Origin of the sequence: Pectobacterium sp. S5 (assembly GCF_051707265.1) — a bacterium.
GTDB lineage: Bacteria > Pseudomonadota > Gammaproteobacteria > Enterobacterales > Enterobacteriaceae > Pectobacterium > Pectobacterium polare.
Window position 1 is genome coordinate 1,746,852 of sequence record NZ_JAULSZ010000001.1, and the last position, 21,754, is coordinate 1,768,605.

A 21,754-nucleotide genomic window follows, 5' to 3' on the forward strand; every position below is an offset into this window, starting at 1 on the left:
TTAGCCTCACGAAACAGGAGCGGCTTAGCGGGACGAGCCCGTTTTCACCGAGCGCAGTACAGCGAACTTCGTGTTGCTGGCGAGGGTTTCACAGTTACCGAACAAGCGCTTCATCTTGTGGAAGTAATCCAGATGGCGATTCCCCACGATGCGCAGTTCTCCGCCAACCTGAAGGCAACGGCGGGCATCCATAAACATCTGCCAGGCGATTTCATCGGTCACCGCTTGCTGTTGATGGAAGGGGGGATTACACAATACCGCCTGCAACGTATCGCGCTTAACGCGAGACAATCCGTGGTTCACCACGAAGCTACAGCGCTCAATATCCTGCGGGCGGTTGACTTCAACGTTCGTCTGGCTCGATGCCACCGCCATGTAGGATTCATCAAAGAAGCCGACGGTGGCTTCTGGGTTAGCTTCCAGCGCCGCTAGCCCAATGACGCCATTGCCACAGCCAAGATCGATGATCTTACCGTCTATCTGTTCCGGCAAGTGCTGCATAAAGAAACGTGCGCCGATATCCAACCCATTACGCGAATACACGTTAGCCAGGTTTTGAATGCGATAGCCGTAACCATCCAGCTCCCACTCAGTAGTAAGTGATTGTTCACTGACTTTGAGTTCCGCCCACTCACAGTGAACCAGACGCGCCTTTTTCCAGGCCAGAGAGGTTTTCGTCGGCCCCATCACGCGTTCAAACAGTTGCAGCGTAGAGGTATGAATATCCCGCGCTTTCGCCCCGGCAATGATGCGCGTTTGCGGTGTAACAACCTTGCGCAACATTCTCAACTGGTGTTCCAGCAGCGCGATCGTTTTGGGGATTTTTATCACCACCAGCGCAGGCGCATCAGGTAGCTCTGCCATACTGTCCAACAGGGTTACCGCATCGGCATCATAACCGTTCAGTTCCAGATTATGTCGCGTCGCCAGTTGGCTCAGATAAGAGTCGCTGATACTGACGGGCGATTGCGCCTGTAAACCGCAGGCCAGCGCACCAAACGTATCATTGAAAATCAAGCGCGGGCCCGGCGCGATTTCCATGGTAGCCAGTTCACGCAGCAGATATTCATCTGCGGCATCCCATGCCTGTAGCGCCGAGTTTTCAGCGACCTGAGGATAACGCACCAACGTCAGGTTGCACGTTTCCAATTCGAGTTGGCTCATTAGCCTCTCCTGCATCATAAAATTTGCGCTGTTTATCCCTTAAAACAGCCCGTCAGTAAATGCTTTTCTCTGCCAAAACCGGAAATGATTGACGTTGCCTTGTCATTTCACCGTGATAATCTGCATAGTCATCCCCCATGCCTTCAGGATACCTAACGCTTATGATTCGCTTCGCCATTGTAGGAACCAGTTGGATCACCCGCCAGTTTGTTGACGCCGCCCATGAAACCGGCAAACTGAAGCTCACCGCCATCTATTCACGTACGGCAGAAAAAGCGCAGCCGTTTCAAGCCGATTACATGGTGGATACGCTGTTTGATTCACTGGAAGCCATGGCGAAATCCGATCTTATCGACGCCGTGTATCTGGCCAGCCCTAACTCCCTGCATTGCGAACAGGCGCTGCTTTTCCTGAGCCACGGTAAGCACGTCATCTGTGAAAAACCGCTGGCTTCCAACCGTTATGAAGTCGAACAAATGGTCGCCTGCGCCAGAGAAAATCAGGTCGTCCTCTTTGAAGCGTTCAAAACCGCCAGTCTGCCCAATTTTAGCGTGATCCAGCAGGCACTGCCAAAAGTCGGCAAATTGCGTAAAGTGGTGCTGAGCTACTGCCAGTATTCCTCACGCTATCCGCTCTATCTGGCGGGTGAGAACCCCAACACGTTCAATCCGGCGTTCTCCAACGGTTCTATCATGGATATCGGCTACTACTGTCTGGCCTTCGCCGTCGCGCTGTGGGGAGAACCGTGCACCACGCAGGCCAGCGCGACACTGCTGGAAAGCGGCGTTGATGCGCATGGCAGCATCATCCTGAATTATGGCGATTTCGATGTGACCATCGTCCACTCCAAAGTCAGCCACTCCGCTATTTCCAGCGAAATTCAAGGGGAAGACGGTTCGCTGGTGATTGAAAAAGTGTCCGAATGCCATAACGTGAAATTCATTCCGCGTGAAGGCAAGCAGTTGGATCTCAGCCAACCGCAGCATATCAACAGCATGCTGTACGAAGCTGAAGTCTTTGCCACGCTGGTGAACGATAACGACATTAACCATGCGGAACTGGCGCGCTCACGCACCGTCGCAGGGCTGCTGACGGAAATTCGCCGCCAAACGGGTGTCGTATTTCCTGCCGACGCTGCGACGCCGGGAAATGCGGAGTAAGACAGCGATAATTATTTGACCAGGATCATCTTTTCACCTATCTTCAGTCAGGCAAAGGGGAGTAACTTTTCCGCCAGCTAATCGTCATTACGATGCGTTTCGCATCCGGTTACTGGGCAACCTTGATGAGACAGTTTCATTAACGTTGTAAGTGAGACCTTGCCGGGAGGCGAGGTGCATTTGCAGCTTTAATAACAAGCGGCCAGCGTCCTTCCGATGTTGGCCGTTTTTGTTTCTATTTAAGGATCTTGCTATGCACACCATCGGCACGCCATGGTTATGGGGCAGCTTCGCTGTCATTGTTATAGTAATGCTGGCCATCGACCTGCTCTATCAAGGGCGCAAAGGGTCGACGGTAATGACGTTCAAACAGGCTGCAGTCTGGTCTATCATCTGGGTCACGCTCTCTCTGCTGTTCAACGCCGGTTTCTGGTGGTATCTGGATGGCTCGATGGGTCGCGAGGTGGCCAACGCCCAGTCGCTGGCCTTCCTGACCGGTTATTTGATCGAGAAAGCGCTTGCTGTCGATAACGTCTTCGTCTGGCTGATGCTATTCGGCTACTTCGCCGTTCCCCCGCAATACCAACGTCGCGTGCTGATTTACGGCGTATTGGGTGCCATCGTTCTCAGAACGCTGATGGTGTTTGGCGGCAGTTGGTTAGTCACGCAGTTCCAGTGGCTGCTCTATGTGTTCGGCGCGTTCCTGCTGTTTACCGGCCTTAAAATGGCGTTGGCTAAAGAAGGTGACGGAGCGATCGGCGACAAACCGCTGGTACGCTGGCTGCGTAGTCGTCTGCGCATGACGGATAGCATCGAGAATGAAAAATTCTTCGTCCGTCGTAACGGCATCCTGTATGCCACGCCGCTGTTTCTGGTGCTGATTATGGTTGAAATCAGTGACGTGATTTTCGCCGTAGACAGTATCCCGGCTATTTTCGCCGTCACGACCGATCCCTTTATCGTACTGACGTCAAACCTGTTCGCGATTCTAGGCCTGCGTGCGATGTACTTCCTGCTGGCTGGCGTGGCTGAACGCTTCTCGCTGTTGAAATATGGTCTGGCCGTCATCCTGATCTTCATTGGTACCAAGATGATGCTCATCGACATTTTCCATATTCCGGTGGCGATTTCTCTGGGCGTCGTTGCCAGCATTCTGGTCATCACCATGCTGATCAACGTCTGGGTGAACAAACGCGCCGAGCGTTAATCCTGCTTTTCACCTCTCCGCACGGTGACGGACAAGGACGTCCGTCATAAAAAAACGTCGGGAGCGTTTTTCAACGTTGCGCAGCAACGGCCCGAAGGGTGACGGACAAGGATGTCCGTCATAAAAAACCACATCATTGCTTTTCTCAAAAATAAATTTTCATATACTGATACACGCAAACACACTTCGTTACGGAAAGAAAAAGCCACCCGGCGCATGCCAGAGGTGTCAGCTCCGTACAGACAACTACTTAGCGGAACGGTTACATCGTCAAAATTATGGAAACTCAACACTCTCGTTTTTTGCAGTACATTACCCACGGCAGCCTGGTTAAACAGATTCTTCTGGGGCTTGCGGCGGGTATTATTCTGGCTTCACTGTCCACGCAGGCCGCGCTGGCGGCTGGCTTACTGGGAACACTGTTCGTCGGCGCATTGAAAGCCGTCGCCCCCATTCTGGTATTAGTGCTGGTCATGGCGTCTATCGCCAACCACCAGCAAGGGCAGAAAACCAATATCCGCCCGGTCCTGTTTCTTTACCTCATCGGCACCTTCTCGGCGGCGCTGATTGCTGTCGTGCTAAGCGTCTTGTTCCCTTCCACGCTGGCGCTCAACGCGCAGGCCGCCGACATTACGCCACCATCAGGGATTGTCGAAGTGCTGGAAGGGCTGTTGATGAGCGTCATCGCCAACCCGATTCACGCGCTGCTGAATGCGAACTACATCGGTATTCTGGTCTGGGCCGTTGGGCTGGGCATTGCATTCCGTCACGGTTCGGACAGCACCAAGAGCATGATTAACGATGCTTCCAACGCGGTCACCATGATTGTGCGCGTCGTGATTCGTTTCGCACCGCTGGGGATTTTCGGTCTGGTCGCCTCAACGCTGGCGGAAACGGGCTTCGGTGCACTGTGGGGCTACGCCCATCTGCTGATGGTGCTGATTGGCGGCATGCTGCTGGTCGCGCTGGTGGTCAACCCGCTGATCGTCTACTGGAAGATTCGCAGCAACCCTTATCCGCTGGTGCTGCGCTGCCTGCGTGAGAGCGGCGTGACCGCCTTCTTTACCCGCAGCTCCGCCGCCAACATTCCGGTAAATATGGAACTGTGCCGCAAGCTGAATCTGGATGAAGACACCTATTCTGTCGCCATCCCGCTAGGTGCAACCATCAATATGGCTGGCGCGGCGATTACCATCACGGTGCTGACGCTGGCCGCCGCCCATACGCTGGGTATTCAGATTGACGTGCCGACTGCGCTGCTGCTCAGCGTCGTGGCTTCACTGTGTGCCTGTGGTGCATCGGGCGTGGCGGGTGGTTCACTGCTGTTGATTCCACTGGCATGCAGCATGTTCGGTATCTCCAACGATATCGCCATGCAGGTGGTTGCGGTTGGTTTTATCATCGGCGTATTGCAGGACTCGGCAGAAACCGCGGTGAACTCCTCAACGGACGTGATGTTCATCGCCGCCGTATGCCACGCGGAAGATGCCAAGCTGGCGGAAAAAGAGCGTTTGAATCTGCTGTAACTGATTAGGGATTGATTATCCCCTTCCCTCTCACGCCGTTCGCTGCAAAACGGACGGCGTTAGATGACGAGAAACACCTGAAATTACGCTTTATTCTCTACGCTGAAAGGATCGATGCCGCGCTGCTGCATGCGCCAGAAGCGGATGATGTTAAAGCCGTTCATCAGCAGGAAACTGCCTTCAATCAACGACCCACCAATCGAGCCCAGCCAGATATTATGCGCGACCCAGCAGGCGGTTGAGCACCACATCACGCAGCGCGTCGTTAACCCAGACGTACGAAACAGCGCCCAGGTACTGGCGACCGTGCCCGCTATCGGCAGCAGTTCCATCGCATGGTTCATGCCCGACAAACCAAAGAGCAGCGTCAGTGAGATAAAGACAAACATCACGAGGATGTTGTGCGTTTTGAGTGAGATTAACGTACGTGCCGAGTTCAACAATGCACTGGCACCTGCCGCATTTGCCCCCATCAGGAAGAAATGCAGGCCAATAACGGCGCTGTATGCCGAGAGCTGTATTTTGAATTTTTGATCGTTACGGTTGAAAAACATGGTGATGCCGACCATAAATGCCAGTACACCAACAGACTGGGCAATCCAATAATGTGTCATGATCCCTGCCTCTAAAAGTTGTAGCGAATAAAAGTTGTGGCGAAAAAAAACGACGTCATTATAAAAATGAAACGCCGTTTTATTTTAATTGGAATGGATGTGATTTACAACGTCACGCCGCTCTTAAATATGGCTAATTCGCGGAAGTCGTTCACTTCATTCTTCGTCCGCTTGCCGTCAGCAATCTCGACAATCAGCTCCACAAACTGGCTCAGCAGTTCATCCATCGGCATGTCGTGAATCAGACGCCCTGCATCGAAATCAATCCAGTGCGGTTTCTTCTTCGCCAGCTCGCTGTTGGTCGCCAGTTTTACGGTAGGCACGAATCCACCGTAAGGTGTGCCGCGTCCAGTACTGAACAGCACCATATGGCAACCGGCACCCGCCAGCGCGCTGGTGGCGACAGCATCATTCCCCGGTGCGCTGAGTAGGTTGAGCCCTGGGGTATGTAAGCGCTCACCATATTTCAGCACGTCCACCACCTTGCTCTGTCCGGCTTTTTGCGTACAGCCCAGTGATTTCTCTTCCAGCGTGGTGATCCCGCCCGCCTTGTTACCCGGCGAGGGGTTCTCGTAAATCGGCTGGTTGTGCGCGATGAAGTACTGTTTGAAATCGTTCACCATGTGCACGGTTTTCTCAAACGTGGCTTCATCACGGCAGCGGCTCATCAGGATACGTTCTGCACCGAACATTTCCGGCACTTCGGTCAGCACGGTAGTGCCGCCGTTGGCGATCAGATAGTCAGAGAAACGGCCTAACAGCGGGTTGGCAGTAATACCAGACAGCCCATCGGAGCCGCCGCATTCCAGACCAAACTTCAGCTCGCTCAGCTTACCCGGTTCGCGTTTGTCATGGCGCATCGCCTCATACAGCGTATGCAACCGTTCCAGACCCGCTTCAACTTCATCATCCTGCTGCTGGCACACCATGAACGTCACGCGATCGGAATCAAAATCGCCCAGCGTCGTGCGGAAGGCGTCAACCTGATTGTTCTCACAGCCCAGACCGATCACCAGTACGGCCCCCGCATTCGGGTGACGCACCATGTTTTGCAGCATCGTACGGGTGTTTTCGTGATCCTGACCGAGCTGTGAACAGCCGAAGGTATGACTGAACAGGTAAACGCCGTCGATCCCTTCCGCATCGTTGGTTTCTTTCAGGAAACGCTGCTGAATTTGGCGAGCAATCCCATTCACACAGCCGACGGTGGGTAAGATCCACAGCTCATTACGGATACCCACATCGCCATTTTTGCGACGATAGAGCTGCACATCCCGATTGCCCATCTGCGGCGGCAGTTCGAGAAATTCAGGTTCATACTGATATTCATCCAGATCGCTCAGATTGGTTTTCGCATTCTGGGAATGGATGTGTTCTCCGGGAGCAATAGACACCAACGCATGGCCGATCGGCAGGCCATACTTGGTAATCATTTCTCCCGGTGCGATGGTTTCCAGCGCGAACTTATGTCCGCGCACGACAGGTTGCTGAAGTGTCACCGTATGGCTATCCACCGACACCGTTTCGCCTTGCTCGACATCACGCAGGGCGACAGCCACATTGTCCAGAGAATGAATTTTTATAATACTTTGCATGGATAACCCTTCTTACTGATTAGCAATAACCTTCCACGGCTGCGCGCATGCCGCGCTCAACGATGGTTTGCAACTGTTCAGTCACCTGCGCAGCCAGGCCAGGAACCAGTGTTAAATCCTGCTCCCAGTGATCGGCATCGCGCAGTACGACATTCACCAATTCAGCCAGGCTGACGGTGTTTTCTTTTACGCCCGCCCACAGCGTGGAATAACGTTCCAGCCAGTGTGCATCGTCCTGCAACGGATAGGTTTGTAACGCATCGCCTTCACCGCTGCGCTCGCCGCGATAGAATGCAATCAAGGCCGCTAGCGCAAACGTCAGGCGGGCAGGCAGCTCACCGTGGCGCTCACGGTAGGTCAGCAACTGCGGCAGAATACGGGTGCGGAATTTGGTCATGCCATTCAGCGAGATAGATAACAGCTGATGCTGAATGAACGGATTACGGAAACGGCTTAGCACAGCCTGAGCAAACGACGTCAGTTCGTCATGCGGCAAATCCAATACCGGCACAATCTCTTCGGCAATGGTCTTTTCCACGAATTTGCCAATCAGCGCATCATTCATCGACTCGCCAACGGTATCCAGGCCTGCCAGGAATGCCACCGGTACCAGCGCAGTATGAGCACCGTTGAGAATCGCGACTTTACGTTCTTTGTACGGCTTGATGTCATCAACGATACGAACGTTCAGATCCAGCTTGTTCAGACGCAATTCTTCCGCCAGCCACTGTGGCCCCTGAATGACGAACAAGTAGAAGTGTTCCGCCGTATCCCAAAAGGTATCCTGATAGCCCATTTCCTGCTGTAACGCTTCCACTTCGGCACGCGGGTAACCTGTCACAATACGGTCCACCAGCGTCGAGCAGAAGGTGTTGTGATCGTTCAGCCAGGCGGTAAACGTTGGCGTCAGTTTCCACTGTGCGGCATAGCGCAGCACCAGTTCTTTCAGCGCCACGCCGTTGTAATCAATCAGCTCGCACGGCAGCAGCACCCAGCCTTTATCCGCCGCGCCGTCAAAATGACAGAAGCGCTCATACAGCAGGCGGGTTAATTTGGCAGGGAAGCTGACAGGCGGCGCATCGTTCAGACGGTCATCTGCGTGATAGCTGATACCCGCTTCCGTGGTATTCGAGAACACGAAACGGATATTCGGATCGTGCGCCAGCGCCAGATATTCATCGAACTGACGGTACACGTTAATTTCACGGTTGACCGAACGGATCAGACGGGGTTCGCGAACCGCCTCGCCCTGCTCGTTCAGACCACGAATAATGGTGGTGTAAAGCCCATCCTGAGTGTCCAGCGCGGGCGGGAAATCGGAATCAATCGGACGAACCACGACAATACCCGCATCCAGATCGGTGTGCTCATTCAGCAAATCCAACTGCCAGTCGACGAAAGCGCGCAGGAAGTTGCCTTCACCAAACTGGATAACACGATCTGGGTGCTGACGACCGGGGAAGTTACGACGATTTAACGTTTGCATTAACAGGCTACCTTAGGACGAATCTCACATTCAGGGCACGACCGATCAATCACCGTCATCCTTGCCCTATATTCATATTCACCCGCACCACATAACTACGCGTGCCGATGACAAAAGACCGAGACACCGGGAGTCGCGGCGTAAGCCCCTTTAGGAATCTTACTGCCGCGTCCCTCGCGCAACTCACACCTACGCGGTGGAATTACAGCTCGATGGCAAAATAGTTTTTAGCGTTATCGAAACTGATGTTTTTCACCATTTCGCCCAGCAACGGCAGGTCGGCTGGCGCTTCGCCATCTTCCACCCAACGGCCAATCATCTGGCACAGGATGCGGCGGAAATATTCATGGCGGGTGTAAGACAGGAAGCTGCGGCTATCGGTCAGCATGCCGACGAAGCGGCTCAGCAGACCAAGCTGTGCTAGCTGAGTCATCTGACGTTGCATGCCGTCCTTCTGATCGTTGAACCACCAGCCGGAACCGAACTGCATCTTGCCCGGCATCCCTTCGCCCTGGAAGTTACCGATCATGGTGCCAAGCACTTCGTTATCACGCGGATTCAGGCAGTAAAGGATGGTTTTCGGCAGCAGATTTTCTTCATTCTGCTTGCTGAGCAGGCGAGACAGTTCCTGAGCCAGCGGACGGTCATTGATGGAATCGAAGCCCACATCCGGCCCCAGCAGCTTGAACTGACGCAGGTTGTTGTTGCGCAGTGCGCCAATGTGATACTGCTGAACCCAGCCACGACGGGCATATTCCGCACCCAGCCAGACCAGAACGCCAGTCTTGAACTGTGCCACTTCATGTTCACTCAGCGTTTCGCCAGCAAGGCGACGCGCCAAAATTTTATCCAGCGCGGCGTCATCGGCTTCGGCAAACATCACCACATCCAGCGCGTGGTCAGACACTTTACAGCCGTGTGCGGCGAAGTGATCCAGACGCTTGGTGAGCGCGGTTTGCAGATCGCTGAAACGACGAATATCGGTGTCAGAGACTTCACCCAGTTTCGCCATGTAGTCGTTGAAGGTTGCCAGCTCAATGTTGAACGCTTTATCCGGGCGCCAGCTCGGCAACACTTTGATAGAGAAGCTTGAATCCTGAGCAACGGTTTTATGGTGGCGCAGATCGTCAATCGGATCGTCTGTCGTCCCAACCATTTTCACGTTCATCTGTTGCATGATGCCGCGCGCGGTAAAGTCATCGCGCTCCAGCATGGCATTACAACGATCCCAAATGTCTTTTGCCGTGCTCGGCGACAGCAGCGTGCCGGTGATGCCGAACGGACGACGCAGTTCCAGATGTGTCCAGTGGTAAAGCGGGTTGCCGATGGTGTGCGGCACGGTAGCAGCCCAGGCTTCAAATTTTTCCCAATCGCTGGCATCACCCGTACACAAACGCTCAGGCACGCCATTGGTGCGCATCGCACGCCACTTGTAGTGATCGCCTTTCAGCCAGATGTCATACAAATTTTTGAAGCGATAGTTTTCCGCGATCTGCTCAGGCGGCAAATGGCAGTGATAGTCAAATATCGGTTGGTCGACGGCATACTCATGATAAAGACGACGGGCAAATTCACTGTCTAACAGAAAATCTTCACTCATAAACTGGGGCATGTTCTCTTCCTTACCGTGCTTCTTGTGCACCAAATTAGTTAACCGTTAAAAGATATCACACCAATTATGCGCGATATCTCACAGTATTTGTGAGGTCATGATCGCAAAAATGTAACAAACAGTACAATAACCCAGCATTTATTGCCGTAAACGGCCTGTCTCTCTCGGTTTAAACGAGGAATTAGCTATTCCACATAAAAATAATGGTTTTGTGATATCACTCAACTTTTAAAGTTGTATGACAAATTATTGTAGCGCTGCCTTAAGCAGGGATTCAATCGCTATCTCACAAAGAGAAGGGGTTTCCTGTTCAGCACAACAACAAAACGTGTCGCACGACATCACAAGACACATCACACCCTGAGGCCACTCAAGAGCCATTACGGTGTTTTTTATTGACTCGGAGAGAAAGTAAATGCGTAAAATCAAAGGATTACGCTGGTATATGATCGGCCTGGTGACCATTGGCACCGTGCTGGGATATCTGACGCGTAATGCAATGTCTGTCGCCGCACCGACGCTACAAGATCAGTTGCACATCACGACACAGCAGTATTCTTACATCGTTGCTGCCTACTCAGCTTGTTATACCATTATGCAGCCCATCGCTGGCTATGTACTGGATTTGCTTGGCACAAAAATCGGCTATGCCATGTTCGCCATTCTGTGGGCCATCTGCTGTATGGGCACCGCGCTGGCAAACAGCTGGGGTGGTTTAGCGATCGCCCGTGGCGCTGTCGGTATGGCAGAAGCGGCCATGATCCCTGCTGGCCTGAAAGCCAGTAGCGAATGGTTTCCGGCAAAAGAGCGCTCTGTTGCGGTGGGTTACTTCAACGTGGGGTCATCCATCGGCGCCATGATCGCGCCACCGCTAGTCGTGTGGGCGATTGTGGCGCACAGCTGGGAAATGGCCTTTATCATTACCGGTGTGCTGAGCCTGATCTGGGCTCTCTGCTGGCTCGTTTTCTATAAGCACCCGAAAGATCAGAAAAAACTCAGCGACGAAGAGCGCGACTACATTCTTAGCGGGCAGGAAGCACAGCACCAAACCAATAACGCGAAAAAAATGTCCGCCTTGCAGATCCTGCGTAACCGCCAATTCTGGGGTATCGCACTGCCGCGTTTTCTGGCTGAACCCGCCTGGGGAACGTTCAACGCGTGGATCCCGCTGTTCATGTTCAAAGCCTACGGCTTTAACCTGAAAGAAATCGCCATGTTCGCCTGGATGCCGATGCTGTTCGCCGATATCGGCTGCATTCTGGGCGGTTACTTGCCAATGCTGTTCCAAAAACACTTCAAAGTGAACCTGATCGTTTCTCGCAAAATGGTCGTCACGATGGGCGCGGTACTGATGATTGCACCGGGCATGATCGGGCTGTTCTCCAGTCCTTATGTCGCTATCGCCCTGCTGTGCGTCGGTGGTTTTGCGCACCAGTCGCTGTCCGGCGCGCTGATTACGCTGTCATCTGACGTATTTGGCCGTAATGAAGTGGCTACCGCGAACGGTTTGACCGGCATGGCAGCCTGGATGGCAAGCACCATGTTTGCTCTGGTTGTGGGCGCACTGGCCGACACGATGGGCTTCAGCCCGCTGTTCGCGGCACTGGCCGTCTTTGACCTGTTGGGTGCCATCGTCATCTGGACGGTGTTGAAAAACCAACCGGCATCAGAAGTCGCCGCCGCAGCTGAAACGTTGAAAGAAGCCAACCAACACTGATAATCCCTGCATTATCCTGGCTCATCCGGTATGATCTGCGACTGGGTGAGCCACCTCCCTCCGATAACACACCGCGATAACTGTGACCACAACATTGGTTGCTGCTATGATTAAGTGGTATAACAAATCATCCCTGAAAGATTAACGAGATAGACACTCAGGCCCTGACGTGGCACATGGACCGTCATCTATCGAGAGTAGACATCATCATGGCACTCACTGAACCCCGACGGCTATACCAGCAGTTAGCCGCAGAATTAAAACAGCGCATTGAAAGCGGTATGTATCAGGTCGGCGAAAAATTACCGGCAGAGCGCTATATTTCTGAAGAAATGAACGTCAGCCGCACTGTGGTGCGCGAAGCCATCATTATGCTGGAAGTCGAAGGGTACGTTGAAGTACGCAAGGGTTCAGGCATTCACGTTATTTCCAACCAGCAGAAGAATCCGTTCATTAATAGCGGCGATATTGAATTTGTCGCGGCGGGCCCATTTGAACTGCTTCAGGCTCGCCAACTCATTGAAAGCAACATTGCCGAATTTGCGGCCACGCAGGTGACTCGTCAGGACATCATCCAACTGATGGAGATTCAGGAATACGCGCGACAAGAAGATCGCTTCCGTGATTCTCAGTGGGATCTCAAATTCCACGTTCAGGTCGCGCTGGCAACACAGAACTCCGCTATGGCGACCATCGTCGAGAAAATGTGGAGCCAACGGATTCATAATCCTTACTGGCGCAAACTGCATGAGCACATTGACGACAAGTCGATTGAAAGCTGGTGCGAGGAACACGACCGCATCCTTAAGGCACTGATTCGCAAAGATCCTTATGCAGCCAAACTGGCAATGTGGCAACATCTGGAAAACACCAAACAGATGCTATTTCGCGCCACAACGGATGATTTCGAGTTTAACGTCGACCGTTATATGTTCGCCGAGAATCCGGTCGTCCACCTCGACCAGATACACACGGGCAAGTCCTAAATGTGCATCCTCCCCTTCGTTTTACGCGAAGGGGAAAAATTTTGAACCAGGGGGAAAAAGTCAGAAAACGTTGATTTCTGTCAGCGAGTGTAAAATATCGCAGAAATCCCCACTCTTCTTCGAAAAATCCCCCTAAACCGCCCCAGTTGTCGTAATATTTTTCTGTCTCAGGAACACCTATTTTGTTACAGTTAACGCGTCTTTCTTACGCTTAATCCGCCGGTTTGGATGCAAAGTCTGCCAAGACCAAACAATCCCCAAGCTGCCTGTTTATCGGGCTCGCAGCGAAAAGCGAGCATCAAGTCAGACGCCAGCTCCACTATCAGGCAGAAAAAACAGAGATCATCAAAAAATCATAATCCTGTGCCCTGATAACACTGTATTCACTCTTATCATGTCCAGAAGCGTGCGTGATTGTCGCCAAGGCTAAAATGCAACAGCAGTATTAGGAATACCGGATGGAATTAATCAAAGAACTGTTAAACGCACTCTGGCATCAGGATTTCGATATTTTAGCCGACCCAAAGTTGGTATGGACCATCTACATATTACTGTTTCTGATTATCTTTCTGGAAAATGGCCTGCTCCCAGCGGCTTTCCTGCCCGGCGATAGCCTGCTCATTTTGGTCGGCGTCCTCGTCGCCAAGGGCACAATGAATTACCCTTTTACGATATTTCTCCTGACGACGGCGGCCAGCCTCGGCTGTTGGGCCAGCTATATTCAGGGGAAATGGCTTGGCAATACGGGAGTGGTTCAGGGCTGGCTATCACATTTGCCCGCGCACTATCACCAACGCGCCCACCAGCTCTTCCATCGTCATGGTCTGTCCGCGCTTTTAGTGGGCCGTTTTCTGGCTTTTGTCAGAACGTTACTCCCAACCATCGCAGGCTTGTCTGGCCTGAATAACGCACGCTTTCAGTTCTTTAACTGGATGAGCGGGTTCCTGTGGGTATTTATTCTGGTTACGCTGGGCTATGCCTTAGGGAAAACAACCGTCTTCCTGAAATATGAAGACGAGCTGATGCTCTGCCTGATGATACTGCCGCTGGCCCTGCTGTTTATCGGCCTGTTTGGATCGCTTTTTGTCTTGTGGCGTAAAAAACGTGACGATAAAACAAATAATGCAGAAAAGGGGAGCTAACCGTGTCAATTCGCGGGTTATTCTCTAGGCTCTTCTCCAGAAAAGCAGGTCGCATACTGCTATTGCTTGCTCTACCGATGATTGCATTGACGCAGTCCCAGTCACTACGCCGTTCCCAGGACGATGCTATGCTACACATCAAGCCTTATGACGGTGCCGCGTTGCCCGATGGCTTTTACGTGTATCAGCGTCTCAACGAAAAAGGGATTGCGATCAAAAGCATTACGCCAGAGCAAGATAGCCTGATCGTCCGTCTTGCCTCGCCGGAACAGAGTATCGCTGCCAGAGATGTCCTGCGTTTGTCTCTACCCAAAGTCACGATTACCGCGCAGCAAGTGACAACCCCGACACCGTTCTGGCAGCAGAAACTGACACAGAAACAATCCAAACTGGGGTGACGACTATGAAATTATCTCCATCGAAACTATCTCCATCCATTATTGCATTATCTGTCCTGCTTTCCGGTCATGCACTGGCGAATACTGCCAATCAGGTAGAGACCTGTCAGCAGAAAGCGCAAGATATTCAGCGCCAAATTGATGAAGCGCGTAAGCATGGCAATCAGAATCGCATCAGCGGGTTAGAGAAGGCATTGGACGGCGTGAAAACCCACTGCACAGATGCCGGATTAGCAGAGAAGCGTCAGGAAGCGATTGCGGAAAAACGCAAAGACGTCGCTGAACGGCAGCAGGAACTGAATGAAAGCCGCCAGAAAGGGGATGACGCCGAGAAGATCCTCAAGCGCGAAAGAAAGCTGGCTGAAGCCGAGCAGGAATTGCGCGCCGCAGAACGTGGCACGTCGCAATAACCCATCACTACATTGTCCCTACAAAACACACGTCAACTGTTCATTTTGTATTCAAAAACCAAATCGCTAAAATTTACAGCGAGTTATCAGAATTGTCCGTACCCGTTTGGGGCGGCATAAATCTCAGCTTCAGCTATAGTTAACGTTCAGGTTTATAACATGAAGGGTTATTAATATGGCTAAAGATCAAAATTCTGAGTACCTACGCGCCGAATTGAAATCACTGGCGGACACGCTGGAAGAAGTATTAAGCACCTCCAGCGATAAATCTAAGGCGGAACTCGACAAGCTGCGCAATAAGGCAGAAAGCGCGCTGAAAGAAACCCGCAATCGCCTGAGCGATACGGGTGAGCGCATCGCTTCCCAAACCAAAGAAGCGGTTGAATCGGCAGACGATTATGTACGCCAGAATCCGTGGACCGGTGTCGGCATTGGCGCAGCAGTCGGTGTCGTGCTTGGCGTCCTGCTGTCTCGTCGCTAATTAGCGGATTGCTATGACGGATAAATCACAACAAGGCCCCGCAAGCGGGGTCATGGCTTCTGCTCAGCGCATCATCTCTATTATTGTCAGTATGGTGGAAAGCCGCGTTCGACTGGCCGTTATTGAATTAGAGGAAGAGAAAGCCAATCTGATTCAATTGCTGATTATGGTCGGCCTGACGCTGCTTTTTGCCGCTTTTGGCATTATGAGCCTGATTGCGCTGATCATCTGGGGCATCGATCCGCAATATCGCCTCTTTGCGCTGGGGTGTATTACCGCCACATTGCTCGGACTCGCGCTGATAGGCGGCATATGGACACTCGTGAAGGTACGTCGTTCCACCTTGCTCAAAGCGACGCGTAAGGAGCTAGCGACCGACAGATCGCTGCTGGAGGACGATCCCAAGTGAACCAGCGTCAGCAGCGAGACAGAGAAAAAGCCCAGTTACTGCGCCAGATACAGCAGCAGCGGCTGGATTTATCGGCAGGTAAGAAGCACTGGTTAGATACCACCGTCCGTTACGATCGCGGCTGGCAAAGCCTGATGCAGTGGCGTAAATACTGGATCGTGGGCTCCAGCCTCGTGGCACTCTATGGCGTGCGCCATCCTAGCCGCATGATTCGCTGGGGACGCCGTCTTGTCGGGCTATGGGGCACAGTCAGACTCGTCCGCAAAACGTTTGAGCCACGTCCGTAATCCTTACTATCGCTTCGGCTATCTGTCTTATCTATACGCTACTACTTTTCATCTGACTTTTACCTAACGCGCTCATGTTATTACAGCGCGTTCTTGCACAGTTCACTGAACATCAATTTTTCTGAAATACAGCAACAATTATACTCGCTGGCAGAGCAAATCATCTCTCTATACTATCTGCCCATAACCTGATGGCGGGCCAGGCTTTCAGACCACACCTGCTACAACAAACAAAACAGGGCAATATAGCCCACAACAAAATTAATTGGAGAGATGATGAAAAATTTAGAAAGTACTGCACTGCTGGTTGCACGTATCTTAATGCCAATTCTGTTTATCGTTGCAGGTTACGGTAAGCTGGGTGATGCCTATGCAGGCACACAACAATACATGCAGGCGATGGGCGTTCCGTCCTTCCTGCTGCCGCTGACCATTCTGCTGGAACTGGGTGGTGGTCTGGCGGTTCTGTTCGGTCTGCTGACGCGTACCGTCGCGCTGTTCACTGCGGGCTTTACGCTGCTGACTGCACTGATTTTCCACTCTAACTTTGCGGAAGGCATGAACCAACTGATGTTCATGAAAAACCTGACCATCGCTGGCGGCTACCTCCTGCTGGCTGTCACTGGCCCAGGCGCATTCAGTATCGACCGCCTGCTGGGCAAAAAGTGGTAAGACGAGCCTCTTCCGGCCTGTACTACACTTAATAGTCGAATAACGAATGAGACGGCAAGCAGATAAGGCTTGCCGTTGTTTTATCATCACTCACTAACGGGAGGATTTATGGGACAACTGGTTGACGGCGTATGGCACGATACCTGGTATGAAACCAAATCTACCGGCGGCCATTTTAAGCGTTCAGAATCCGCATTCCGCAACTGGGTAACGCCCGATGGCGCACCCGGCCTCACCGGCAAAGGTGGCTTTCCTGCCCAGTCCGGCCGTTATCATCTCTACGTTTCACTCGCCTGCCCGTGGGCACACCGCACGCTGCTCATGCGACAGTTGAAAGGGTTAACCGATCACATCGCCGTTTCGGTGGTTCATCCGCTCATGCTCGATCACGGCTGGACGTTCGATACCGATTTTGAAGCCGCAACGGGTGACTCACTCTATCAGCACGAATTCCTCTACCAGCTCTACCTGCACGCTATGCCAGACTACAGCGGTCGGGTGACCGTGCCTGTCCTGTGGGATACCGAGCAGCACACCATCGTCAGTAACGAATCCGCCGATATCATCCGCATGCTGAACAGCGCTTTTGATGGCGTGGGAGCAACGGCGGGAGATTATTACCCAGAAGTGCTACGCGCGCAGATTGACGAATTGAACGGCTGGATTTACGACAAGGTCAACAACGGTGTGTACAAAGCTGGTTTTGCGACAAGCCAGTCAGCCTATGATGAATCCGCCACAACCGTTTTTGCCGCGCTCTCCGATCTGGAAAGCATTCTGGCAAAACAACGCTATCTGACAGGTGAGCAGTTAACCGAAGCCGATCTGCGGCTGTGGACGACGTTGATCCGTTTCGATCCGGTCTATCACACGCATTTTAAATGCGATAAATATCGCCTGAGCGATTACCCAAATCTGTTCGGTTTTCTGCGTGATATTTATCAGATGCCCGGCATCGCCGATACCGTCGACATGGCGCATATTCGTCACCACTACTATCGTAGCCACGGCACGATTAATCCGCATGGCGTGATTTCGCTGGGTCCAGAGCAAGATCTGAATCAGCCTCATCAGCGTGATAAGACATTTGTCGATTTATACTAGAGTTTTGTCGATTCACACGAGCTAGTAGTGAAGTGCAGAGGCAAGGTGTGGAACCACACCTTGCCGCAAAAAGCGCGGGATTTAAGGCTGGTTCAATAGTTTCGGAATCTCACGCAGGAACCAGGATTTCGCCTCGCCCATGCTGTCTCGCCGCCACGCCATAATAATCTGGCTTTCCATCTGATGCTCCGGCCCAATCACCAGCAAACGCCCTTCGGCAATATCTTGCGCAACCATCGGATAAGGCATGGTCGCGACGCCTAATCCCGCCAGCAGCGCACGCCGTTTATCATCCAGCGAACTCACCGTCAGACGTTGCTGTTTATCCAACAGCTGCACGGTCAGTACCGGGCGTTCGCGCGCGGTGTCTGCCATCGCAATCCCACGGTATTTCACCCGTATTGCATCCGACAGCGGTTCAGGTTCCTGATGAATCGGATGTTCCGGGCTGGCGACATAAACGTTATTCATCGTGTACAGCTTACGGGTATTCATTTCGGAAGACGCGCGAAAATGCATGTCTGGCGCAATCACAATATCGGCGCGCCCTTGCTCAAGACGCTCCCACGCCCCGGCCAGCACTTCCGTCAGAATCGATACCTGCGTATTGGCTTTGAGCGCCAGTTTATCGATCAAGGGGAAAATTCGCTGAGTCGGAATTAGCGCTTCCGTCACAATCGTCAGGTGCGTTTCCCAACCGCGTGCCAGTGCTTCTGCGTCCGTCGTGAGCTTATCCGCGGCCTCCAACAGAATGCGTCCGCGTTCCAGCAGCATCCGCCCAACATTCGTGAATTTAGTACGATGCCCGGAACGATCGAACAGCACCACATCTAACTCTTCTTCCAATTTCTGCATGGTATAGCTCAGCGCCGAAGGCACCCTACCCAGCTCGTCTGCCGCAGCGGCAAAGCTGCCACGACGATCGATCGCATCCATCACCCTCAAGGCTTCCAGCGTCAGTGCTCGTTCTCTCGCCATCTTCGTACTCATTCAGGAATTTTGAATATACCCACCAGATTAACTAGCTAACAATCCAACGTCCACACAATTACTATCAGTTCAATAAATAATTCTCTGGGGGATAAAAATTATGATCACACGAAGAGCAGCAGGGCAATGCGGCCAGGCCGACTATGGCTGGTTGCAGGCGCGCTATACCTTTTCTTTTGGTCACTATTTTGACCCACAGCTGCTGGGCTACGCATCTCTGCGCGTGCTCAATCAGGAAGTATTGGCACCGGGGGCATCATTCCAGCCGCGAACCTACCCACGGGTTGATATTCTGAACATTATTCTTCAGGGCGAAGCGGAATATCGCGACAGCAACGGCGGCCACATTCAGGCCAAAGCCGGAGATGTGCTGCTGCTCTCCACGCAGCCAAACGTCAGCTATAGCGAACATAATACCAACGCCAACAAGCCGCTGACGCGGCTGCAATTATGGCTGAATGCCTGCCAAACGCGAGAGAACAGCCCGTTGCAGCGCATGGGGCTGAGTTCAGCAAACCATACGCTGCTTGCCTCACCGGAAGGTGAACACAATAGCTTGCAACTGCGCCAGCAGGTTTGGGTGCATCATGTCGATCTCCAGCAGAATGAGCAAAGCACCATCGCGCTACAGGGAAATCAGGCGTACCTCCAATTGATCCACGGTTCAATGGCGGTAAAGGGTAATCAGAACAGTGAAACACTACACTGCGGCGACGGAGCCTTCATTAAGGAAGAGACGTCGTTGACGCTACAAGCAGAGTCGCCTTTGCGGGCGCTGCTCATCGATCTGGTCGTGTAGCGCGTCTGTCCGTTCTTTTTGTAGGGAGTTGTTTTTGTAGGAAAACGCCGCCAGTTCGGCGTTTTTATTCAGTCGTGGTAAGATATCCGTCTTGTTCCTCAACGCGTCAGGGTGATATGACAATGGATTCAACCAAACAGGACAAACTTCTTGCCCAGGCTGAACAGATTTGTCAGCAGCGCGCTGTGCGTCTCACGCCACAGCGGTTAGAGGTTTTACGCCTTATGGCACAGCAGTCCGGTGCTATCAGCGCTTATGACCTGCTGGACCTGCTGCGTGTTTCCGAACCTCAGGCAAAACCGCCGACCGTCTATCGCGCGCTGGATTTTCTGTTGGAACAAGGCTTCATTCATCGCGTCGAATCAAACAACAGCTACGTGCTGTGCCACCATATCGAAGACCACAGCCACACGTCCGCCCTTTTCATCTGCGACCGCTGCGGGCAAGTCACCGAACGTCAAACCGAAGGTGTGGAAGAAACGCTGCGTAGTCTGGCACAGCAGTCAGGGTTTACGCTGCGTCACAGCGTGGTGGAAGCACACGGCTTGTGTGGAGGCTGTCAGGAAGTTGCATCATGCAAACAGCCGGATCATTGCGATCACGACCATACCGTTCCGATTAAAAAACGATAGCCCAAGGGCTATCGTTTTTTCTGTGGAGAGACATCACTGTTGTTACCAATGATAGCTACCAGTGATATTTGTGGTGATCTTCCCAGTGTTTCACTTCTTTCTCTGCCGCTTCTTTTTCGTACCCGTAACGTTCCTGGATTCTCCCCACCAGTTGGTCACGTTTACCTTCGATGACCGTCAGATCGTCATCCGTTAATTTGCCCCATTGCTCTTTCGCTTTACCTTTAAACTGTTTCCAGTTACCGCTGGCTTGGTCTTTATTCATAAGAATCTCCGTACCTTAGGTGAATTGCGCATAAAAAATCGTGACTACCGACTTATGCGTCAGTTTCAGATAAATAGATTTATTCAGTAAGCAGCATCATAACTCTGTGAACTATGACGACGATGTGAAAGATGACGGTACTCTTCGCCACTGTCTCCCTTGATTACCGGGCTATCTCAATGTGATGGCTAATGATCAATCGACAAGCGATCAACCAAGATAAAAATGCTTACCTTGATAAAAATTATAGTCGAATATTTCACTTAATATTAAAAATCAGGAATCTGTGACTGGATTAAACATTAAGAAAGGGAAAATCACCGCAAAAAGCAGTGAAAAAACAGAAGGGTAATGGGGATCGTAGAAACACGCGCGAAATGTAACTAAATATATATGGTTAGCAGATTAACAGACGAACATGATGCACTGACCCAGACAGACGAGCAGTGCATCTCTGCGAATGGTTAGCTCCAGTCGCTGTTACGAATCACGCCAACCGCTAAGCCTTCTATCGAAAAGCTTTGCTGACGAAGATCGACAACAATCGGGGCAAACTCTTCATTTTCAGCGAGGAGGTGTACTGTATTGCCCTGCTTTTTCAAGCGTTTCACCGTCACTTCATCATCAATACGCGCGACGACAATCTGACCGTTGCGCACATCTTCTGTTTTATGCACGGCCAGTAAATCGCCATCCATAATACCGATATTTTTCATCGACATGCCGCTCACCCGCAGCAAGAAATCAGCGCTAGGTTTGAACATTGCAGGGTCAACCTGATAGCGGCACTCGATGTGTTCCTGTGCCAGCAGAGGTTCACCAGCGGCCACGCGACCAACCAGAGGAATACCCGTCTCTTCTTCCATCAGCAGACGAATACCACGAGAAGCGCCCGATACAATTTCAATCACGCCTTTACGCGCCAGCGCTTTCAGATGTTCTTCAGCCGCATTAGGAGAGCGAAACCCCAGTTGTTGAGCAATTTCCGCACGCGTTGGCGGCATTCCGGTTTGCGCAATATGATCGCGGATCAGGTCATAAACCTGCTGCTGCCTTGCTGTTAATACTTTCATTCCGCCCCCTGGTTGTTTATACAGT

At 52.2% G+C, this 21,754-nt stretch carries 23 protein-coding genes; 15 read left to right on the forward strand and 8 right to left on the reverse strand.

Features of this window, described 5'->3' with window-relative positions; genetic code table 11:
* Positions 1-24 precede the first annotated feature (24 nt).
* Entirely contained in the window at positions 25-1,164 is a 1,140-nt protein-coding gene (gene rlmG, locus QWJ20_RS07820) for a 23S rRNA (guanine(1835)-N(2))-methyltransferase RlmG (protein ID WP_224072591.1), read from the reverse strand.
* A gap of 161 nt (positions 1,165-1,325) precedes the next feature.
* Between rlmG and QWJ20_RS07825 the strand changes: the two genes are divergently transcribed.
* From QWJ20_RS07825 to sstT, 3 genes are all read left to right on the forward strand, one after another.
* On the forward strand, positions 1,326-2,324 hold the full coding sequence (locus QWJ20_RS07825; protein WP_433992224.1) for a Gfo/Idh/MocA family protein: 999 nt from the start codon (positions 1,326-1,328) through the stop codon (positions 2,322-2,324).
* A gap of 253 nt (positions 2,325-2,577) precedes the next feature.
* Positions 2,578-3,531, forward strand: a complete 954-nt coding sequence (locus QWJ20_RS07830; RefSeq protein WP_433992225.1) for a TerC family protein — start codon at positions 2,578-2,580, stop codon at positions 3,529-3,531.
* A 278-nt stretch (positions 3,532-3,809) separates the two neighbouring features.
* The gene (gene sstT, locus QWJ20_RS07835; protein WP_095701529.1) at positions 3,810-5,057 is read left to right on the forward strand and encodes a serine/threonine transporter SstT; all 1,248 of its coding nucleotides are present in this window, start codon (positions 3,810-3,812) and stop codon (positions 5,055-5,057) included.
* Positions 5,058-5,140: 83 nt separating this feature from the next.
* Here the strand turns inward: sstT and QWJ20_RS07840 are convergent, their stop codons facing one another.
* The 4 genes from QWJ20_RS07840 to uxaC form a co-directional block, all read right to left on the reverse strand.
* On the reverse strand, positions 5,141-5,671 hold the full coding sequence (locus QWJ20_RS07840) for a YgjV family protein (protein WP_039481934.1): 531 nt from the start codon (positions 5,669-5,671) through the stop codon (positions 5,141-5,143).
* Between the two features lie 104 nt (positions 5,672-5,775).
* Entirely contained in the window at positions 5,776-7,266 is a 1,491-nt protein-coding gene (locus tag QWJ20_RS07845; protein WP_095701528.1) for a UxaA family hydrolase, read from the reverse strand.
* 19 nt (positions 7,267-7,285) lie between these two features.
* Positions 7,286-8,752 (reverse strand): tagaturonate reductase, encoded by a 1,467-nt coding sequence (locus tag QWJ20_RS07850; RefSeq protein WP_039481937.1) that lies wholly within the window; start codon positions 8,750-8,752, stop codon positions 7,286-7,288.
* A gap of 202 nt (positions 8,753-8,954) precedes the next feature.
* Entirely contained in the window at positions 8,955-10,364 is a 1,410-nt protein-coding gene (uxaC, locus tag QWJ20_RS07855; RefSeq protein WP_039481939.1) for a glucuronate isomerase, read from the reverse strand.
* Positions 10,365-10,779: 415 nt separating this feature from the next.
* Here uxaC and QWJ20_RS07860 point away from each other — a divergent pair, with 415 nt between their 5' ends.
* The 10 genes from QWJ20_RS07860 (at position 10,780) to QWJ20_RS07905 (ending at position 17,970) form a co-directional block, all read left to right on the forward strand.
* Positions 10,780-12,081, forward strand: coding sequence for an MFS transporter (locus tag QWJ20_RS07860; protein ID WP_095701525.1), 1,302 nt, complete (start codon positions 10,780-10,782; stop codon positions 12,079-12,081).
* A gap of 209 nt (positions 12,082-12,290) precedes the next feature.
* Positions 12,291-13,067, forward strand: a complete 777-nt coding sequence (exuR, locus tag QWJ20_RS07865; protein ID WP_039303063.1) for a transcriptional regulator ExuR — start codon at positions 12,291-12,293, stop codon at positions 13,065-13,067.
* 458 nt (positions 13,068-13,525) lie between these two features.
* The gene (locus QWJ20_RS07870; RefSeq protein WP_095701524.1) at positions 13,526-14,209 is read left to right on the forward strand and encodes a DedA family protein; all 684 of its coding nucleotides are present in this window, start codon (positions 13,526-13,528) and stop codon (positions 14,207-14,209) included.
* Between the two features lie 2 nt (positions 14,210-14,211).
* Positions 14,212-14,607, forward strand: coding sequence for an EnvZ/OmpR regulon moderator MzrA (gene mzrA / locus QWJ20_RS07875; RefSeq protein WP_095701523.1), 396 nt, complete (start codon positions 14,212-14,214; stop codon positions 14,605-14,607).
* Positions 14,608-14,612: 5 nt separating this feature from the next.
* Positions 14,613-15,017 carry a DUF1090 domain-containing protein gene (locus QWJ20_RS07880; RefSeq protein ID WP_262253189.1) on the forward strand — a complete coding sequence of 135 codons (405 nt, stop codon included), beginning with the start codon at positions 14,613-14,615 and terminating at the stop codon, positions 15,015-15,017.
* Positions 15,018-15,192: 175 nt separating this feature from the next.
* Positions 15,193-15,498, forward strand: coding sequence for a DUF883 family protein (locus QWJ20_RS07885; protein WP_129702748.1), 306 nt, complete (start codon positions 15,193-15,195; stop codon positions 15,496-15,498).
* Positions 15,499-15,511: 13 nt separating this feature from the next.
* On the forward strand, positions 15,512-15,907 hold the full coding sequence (locus QWJ20_RS07890; RefSeq protein ID WP_039282379.1) for a phage holin family protein: 396 nt from the start codon (positions 15,512-15,514) through the stop codon (positions 15,905-15,907).
* Entirely contained in the window at positions 15,904-16,194 is a 291-nt protein-coding gene (locus QWJ20_RS07895; RefSeq protein WP_095701521.1) for a YqjK-like family protein, read from the forward strand. The genes QWJ20_RS07890 and QWJ20_RS07895 overlap by 4 nt, the downstream gene beginning before the upstream one ends.
* 276 nt (positions 16,195-16,470) lie before the next feature.
* Positions 16,471-16,866: a DoxX family protein gene (locus tag QWJ20_RS07900; protein ID WP_010282928.1), complete on the forward strand. Its 396-nt coding sequence runs from the start codon at positions 16,471-16,473 to the stop codon at positions 16,864-16,866.
* Positions 16,867-16,974: 108 nt separating this feature from the next.
* Positions 16,975-17,970 carry a glutathione S-transferase family protein gene (locus QWJ20_RS07905; protein ID WP_433992226.1) on the forward strand — a complete coding sequence of 332 codons (996 nt, stop codon included), beginning with the start codon at positions 16,975-16,977 and terminating at the stop codon, positions 17,968-17,970.
* Positions 17,971-18,051: 81 nt separating this feature from the next.
* Here QWJ20_RS07905 and QWJ20_RS07910 read toward each other — a convergent pair whose 3' ends face one another.
* Complete coding sequence (locus QWJ20_RS07910; protein WP_039481961.1) at positions 18,052-18,948, reverse strand: LysR family transcriptional regulator; 897 nt, start codon at positions 18,946-18,948, stop codon at positions 18,052-18,054.
* A 112-nt stretch (positions 18,949-19,060) separates the two neighbouring features.
* On the opposite strand from QWJ20_RS07910, the gene QWJ20_RS07915 reads away from it, so the two are divergent.
* On the forward strand, positions 19,061-19,759 hold the full coding sequence (locus QWJ20_RS07915) for a pirin family protein (RefSeq protein ID WP_433992227.1): 699 nt from the start codon (positions 19,061-19,063) through the stop codon (positions 19,757-19,759).
* Positions 19,760-19,881: 122 nt separating this feature from the next.
* Positions 19,882-20,391 carry a zinc uptake transcriptional repressor Zur gene (gene zur, locus QWJ20_RS07920; protein ID WP_010298842.1) on the forward strand — a complete coding sequence of 170 codons (510 nt, stop codon included), beginning with the start codon at positions 19,882-19,884 and terminating at the stop codon, positions 20,389-20,391.
* Positions 20,392-20,446: 55 nt separating this feature from the next.
* Here the strand turns inward: zur and QWJ20_RS07925 are convergent, their stop codons facing one another.
* Both QWJ20_RS07925 and lexA read right to left on the reverse strand, forming a co-directional pair.
* On the reverse strand, positions 20,447-20,656 hold the full coding sequence (locus QWJ20_RS07925) for a CsbD family protein (protein WP_039289892.1): 210 nt from the start codon (positions 20,654-20,656) through the stop codon (positions 20,447-20,449).
* Positions 20,657-21,120: 464 nt separating this feature from the next.
* Complete coding sequence (gene lexA / locus QWJ20_RS07930) at positions 21,121-21,729, reverse strand: transcriptional repressor LexA (RefSeq protein ID WP_005971310.1); 609 nt, start codon at positions 21,727-21,729, stop codon at positions 21,121-21,123.
* Positions 21,730-21,754 lie beyond the last annotated feature (25 nt).

Bases quoted from the DNA above. Each gene is read 5' to 3' on its own strand.
- rlmG (WP_224072591.1), bottom strand. From the start codon at position 1,164: ATGAGCCAACTCGAATTGGAAACGTGCAACCTGACGTTGGTGCGTTAT.
- QWJ20_RS07825 (WP_433992224.1), top strand. From the start codon at position 1,326: ATGATTCGCTTCGCCATTGTAGGAACCAGTTGGATCACCCGCCAGTTT.
- QWJ20_RS07830 (WP_433992225.1), top strand. From the start codon at position 2,578: ATGCACACCATCGGCACGCCATGGTTATGGGGCAGCTTCGCTGTCATT.
- sstT (WP_095701529.1), top strand. From the start codon at position 3,810: ATGGAAACTCAACACTCTCGTTTTTTGCAGTACATTACCCACGGCAGC.
- QWJ20_RS07840 (WP_039481934.1), bottom strand. From the start codon at position 5,671: ATGACACATTATTGGATTGCCCAGTCTGTTGGTGTACTGGCATTTATG.
- QWJ20_RS07845 (WP_095701528.1), bottom strand. From the start codon at position 7,266: ATGCAAAGTATTATAAAAATTCATTCTCTGGACAATGTGGCTGTCGCC.
- QWJ20_RS07850 (WP_039481937.1), bottom strand. From the start codon at position 8,752: ATGCAAACGTTAAATCGTCGTAACTTCCCCGGTCGTCAGCACCCAGAT.
- uxaC (WP_039481939.1), bottom strand. From the start codon at position 10,364: ATGCCCCAGTTTATGAGTGAAGATTTTCTGTTAGACAGTGAATTTGCC.
- QWJ20_RS07860 (WP_095701525.1), top strand. From the start codon at position 10,780: ATGCGTAAAATCAAAGGATTACGCTGGTATATGATCGGCCTGGTGACC.
- exuR (WP_039303063.1), top strand. From the start codon at position 12,291: ATGGCACTCACTGAACCCCGACGGCTATACCAGCAGTTAGCCGCAGAA.
- QWJ20_RS07870 (WP_095701524.1), top strand. From the start codon at position 13,526: ATGGAATTAATCAAAGAACTGTTAAACGCACTCTGGCATCAGGATTTC.
- QWJ20_RS07880 (WP_262253189.1), top strand. From the start codon at position 14,613: ATGAAATTATCTCCATCGAAACTATCTCCATCCATTATTGCATTATCT.
- QWJ20_RS07885 (WP_129702748.1), top strand. From the start codon at position 15,193: ATGGCTAAAGATCAAAATTCTGAGTACCTACGCGCCGAATTGAAATCA.
- QWJ20_RS07890 (WP_039282379.1), top strand. From the start codon at position 15,512: ATGACGGATAAATCACAACAAGGCCCCGCAAGCGGGGTCATGGCTTCT.
- QWJ20_RS07900 (WP_010282928.1), top strand. From the start codon at position 16,471: ATGAAAAATTTAGAAAGTACTGCACTGCTGGTTGCACGTATCTTAATG.
- QWJ20_RS07905 (WP_433992226.1), top strand. From the start codon at position 16,975: ATGGGACAACTGGTTGACGGCGTATGGCACGATACCTGGTATGAAACC.
- QWJ20_RS07910 (WP_039481961.1), bottom strand. From the start codon at position 18,948: ATGGCGAGAGAACGAGCACTGACGCTGGAAGCCTTGAGGGTGATGGAT.
- QWJ20_RS07915 (WP_433992227.1), top strand. From the start codon at position 19,061: ATGATCACACGAAGAGCAGCAGGGCAATGCGGCCAGGCCGACTATGGC.
- zur (WP_010298842.1), top strand. From the start codon at position 19,882: ATGGATTCAACCAAACAGGACAAACTTCTTGCCCAGGCTGAACAGATT.
- QWJ20_RS07925 (WP_039289892.1), bottom strand. From the start codon at position 20,656: ATGAATAAAGACCAAGCCAGCGGTAACTGGAAACAGTTTAAAGGTAAA.
- lexA (WP_005971310.1), bottom strand. From the start codon at position 21,729: ATGAAAGTATTAACAGCAAGGCAGCAGCAGGTTTATGACCTGATCCGC.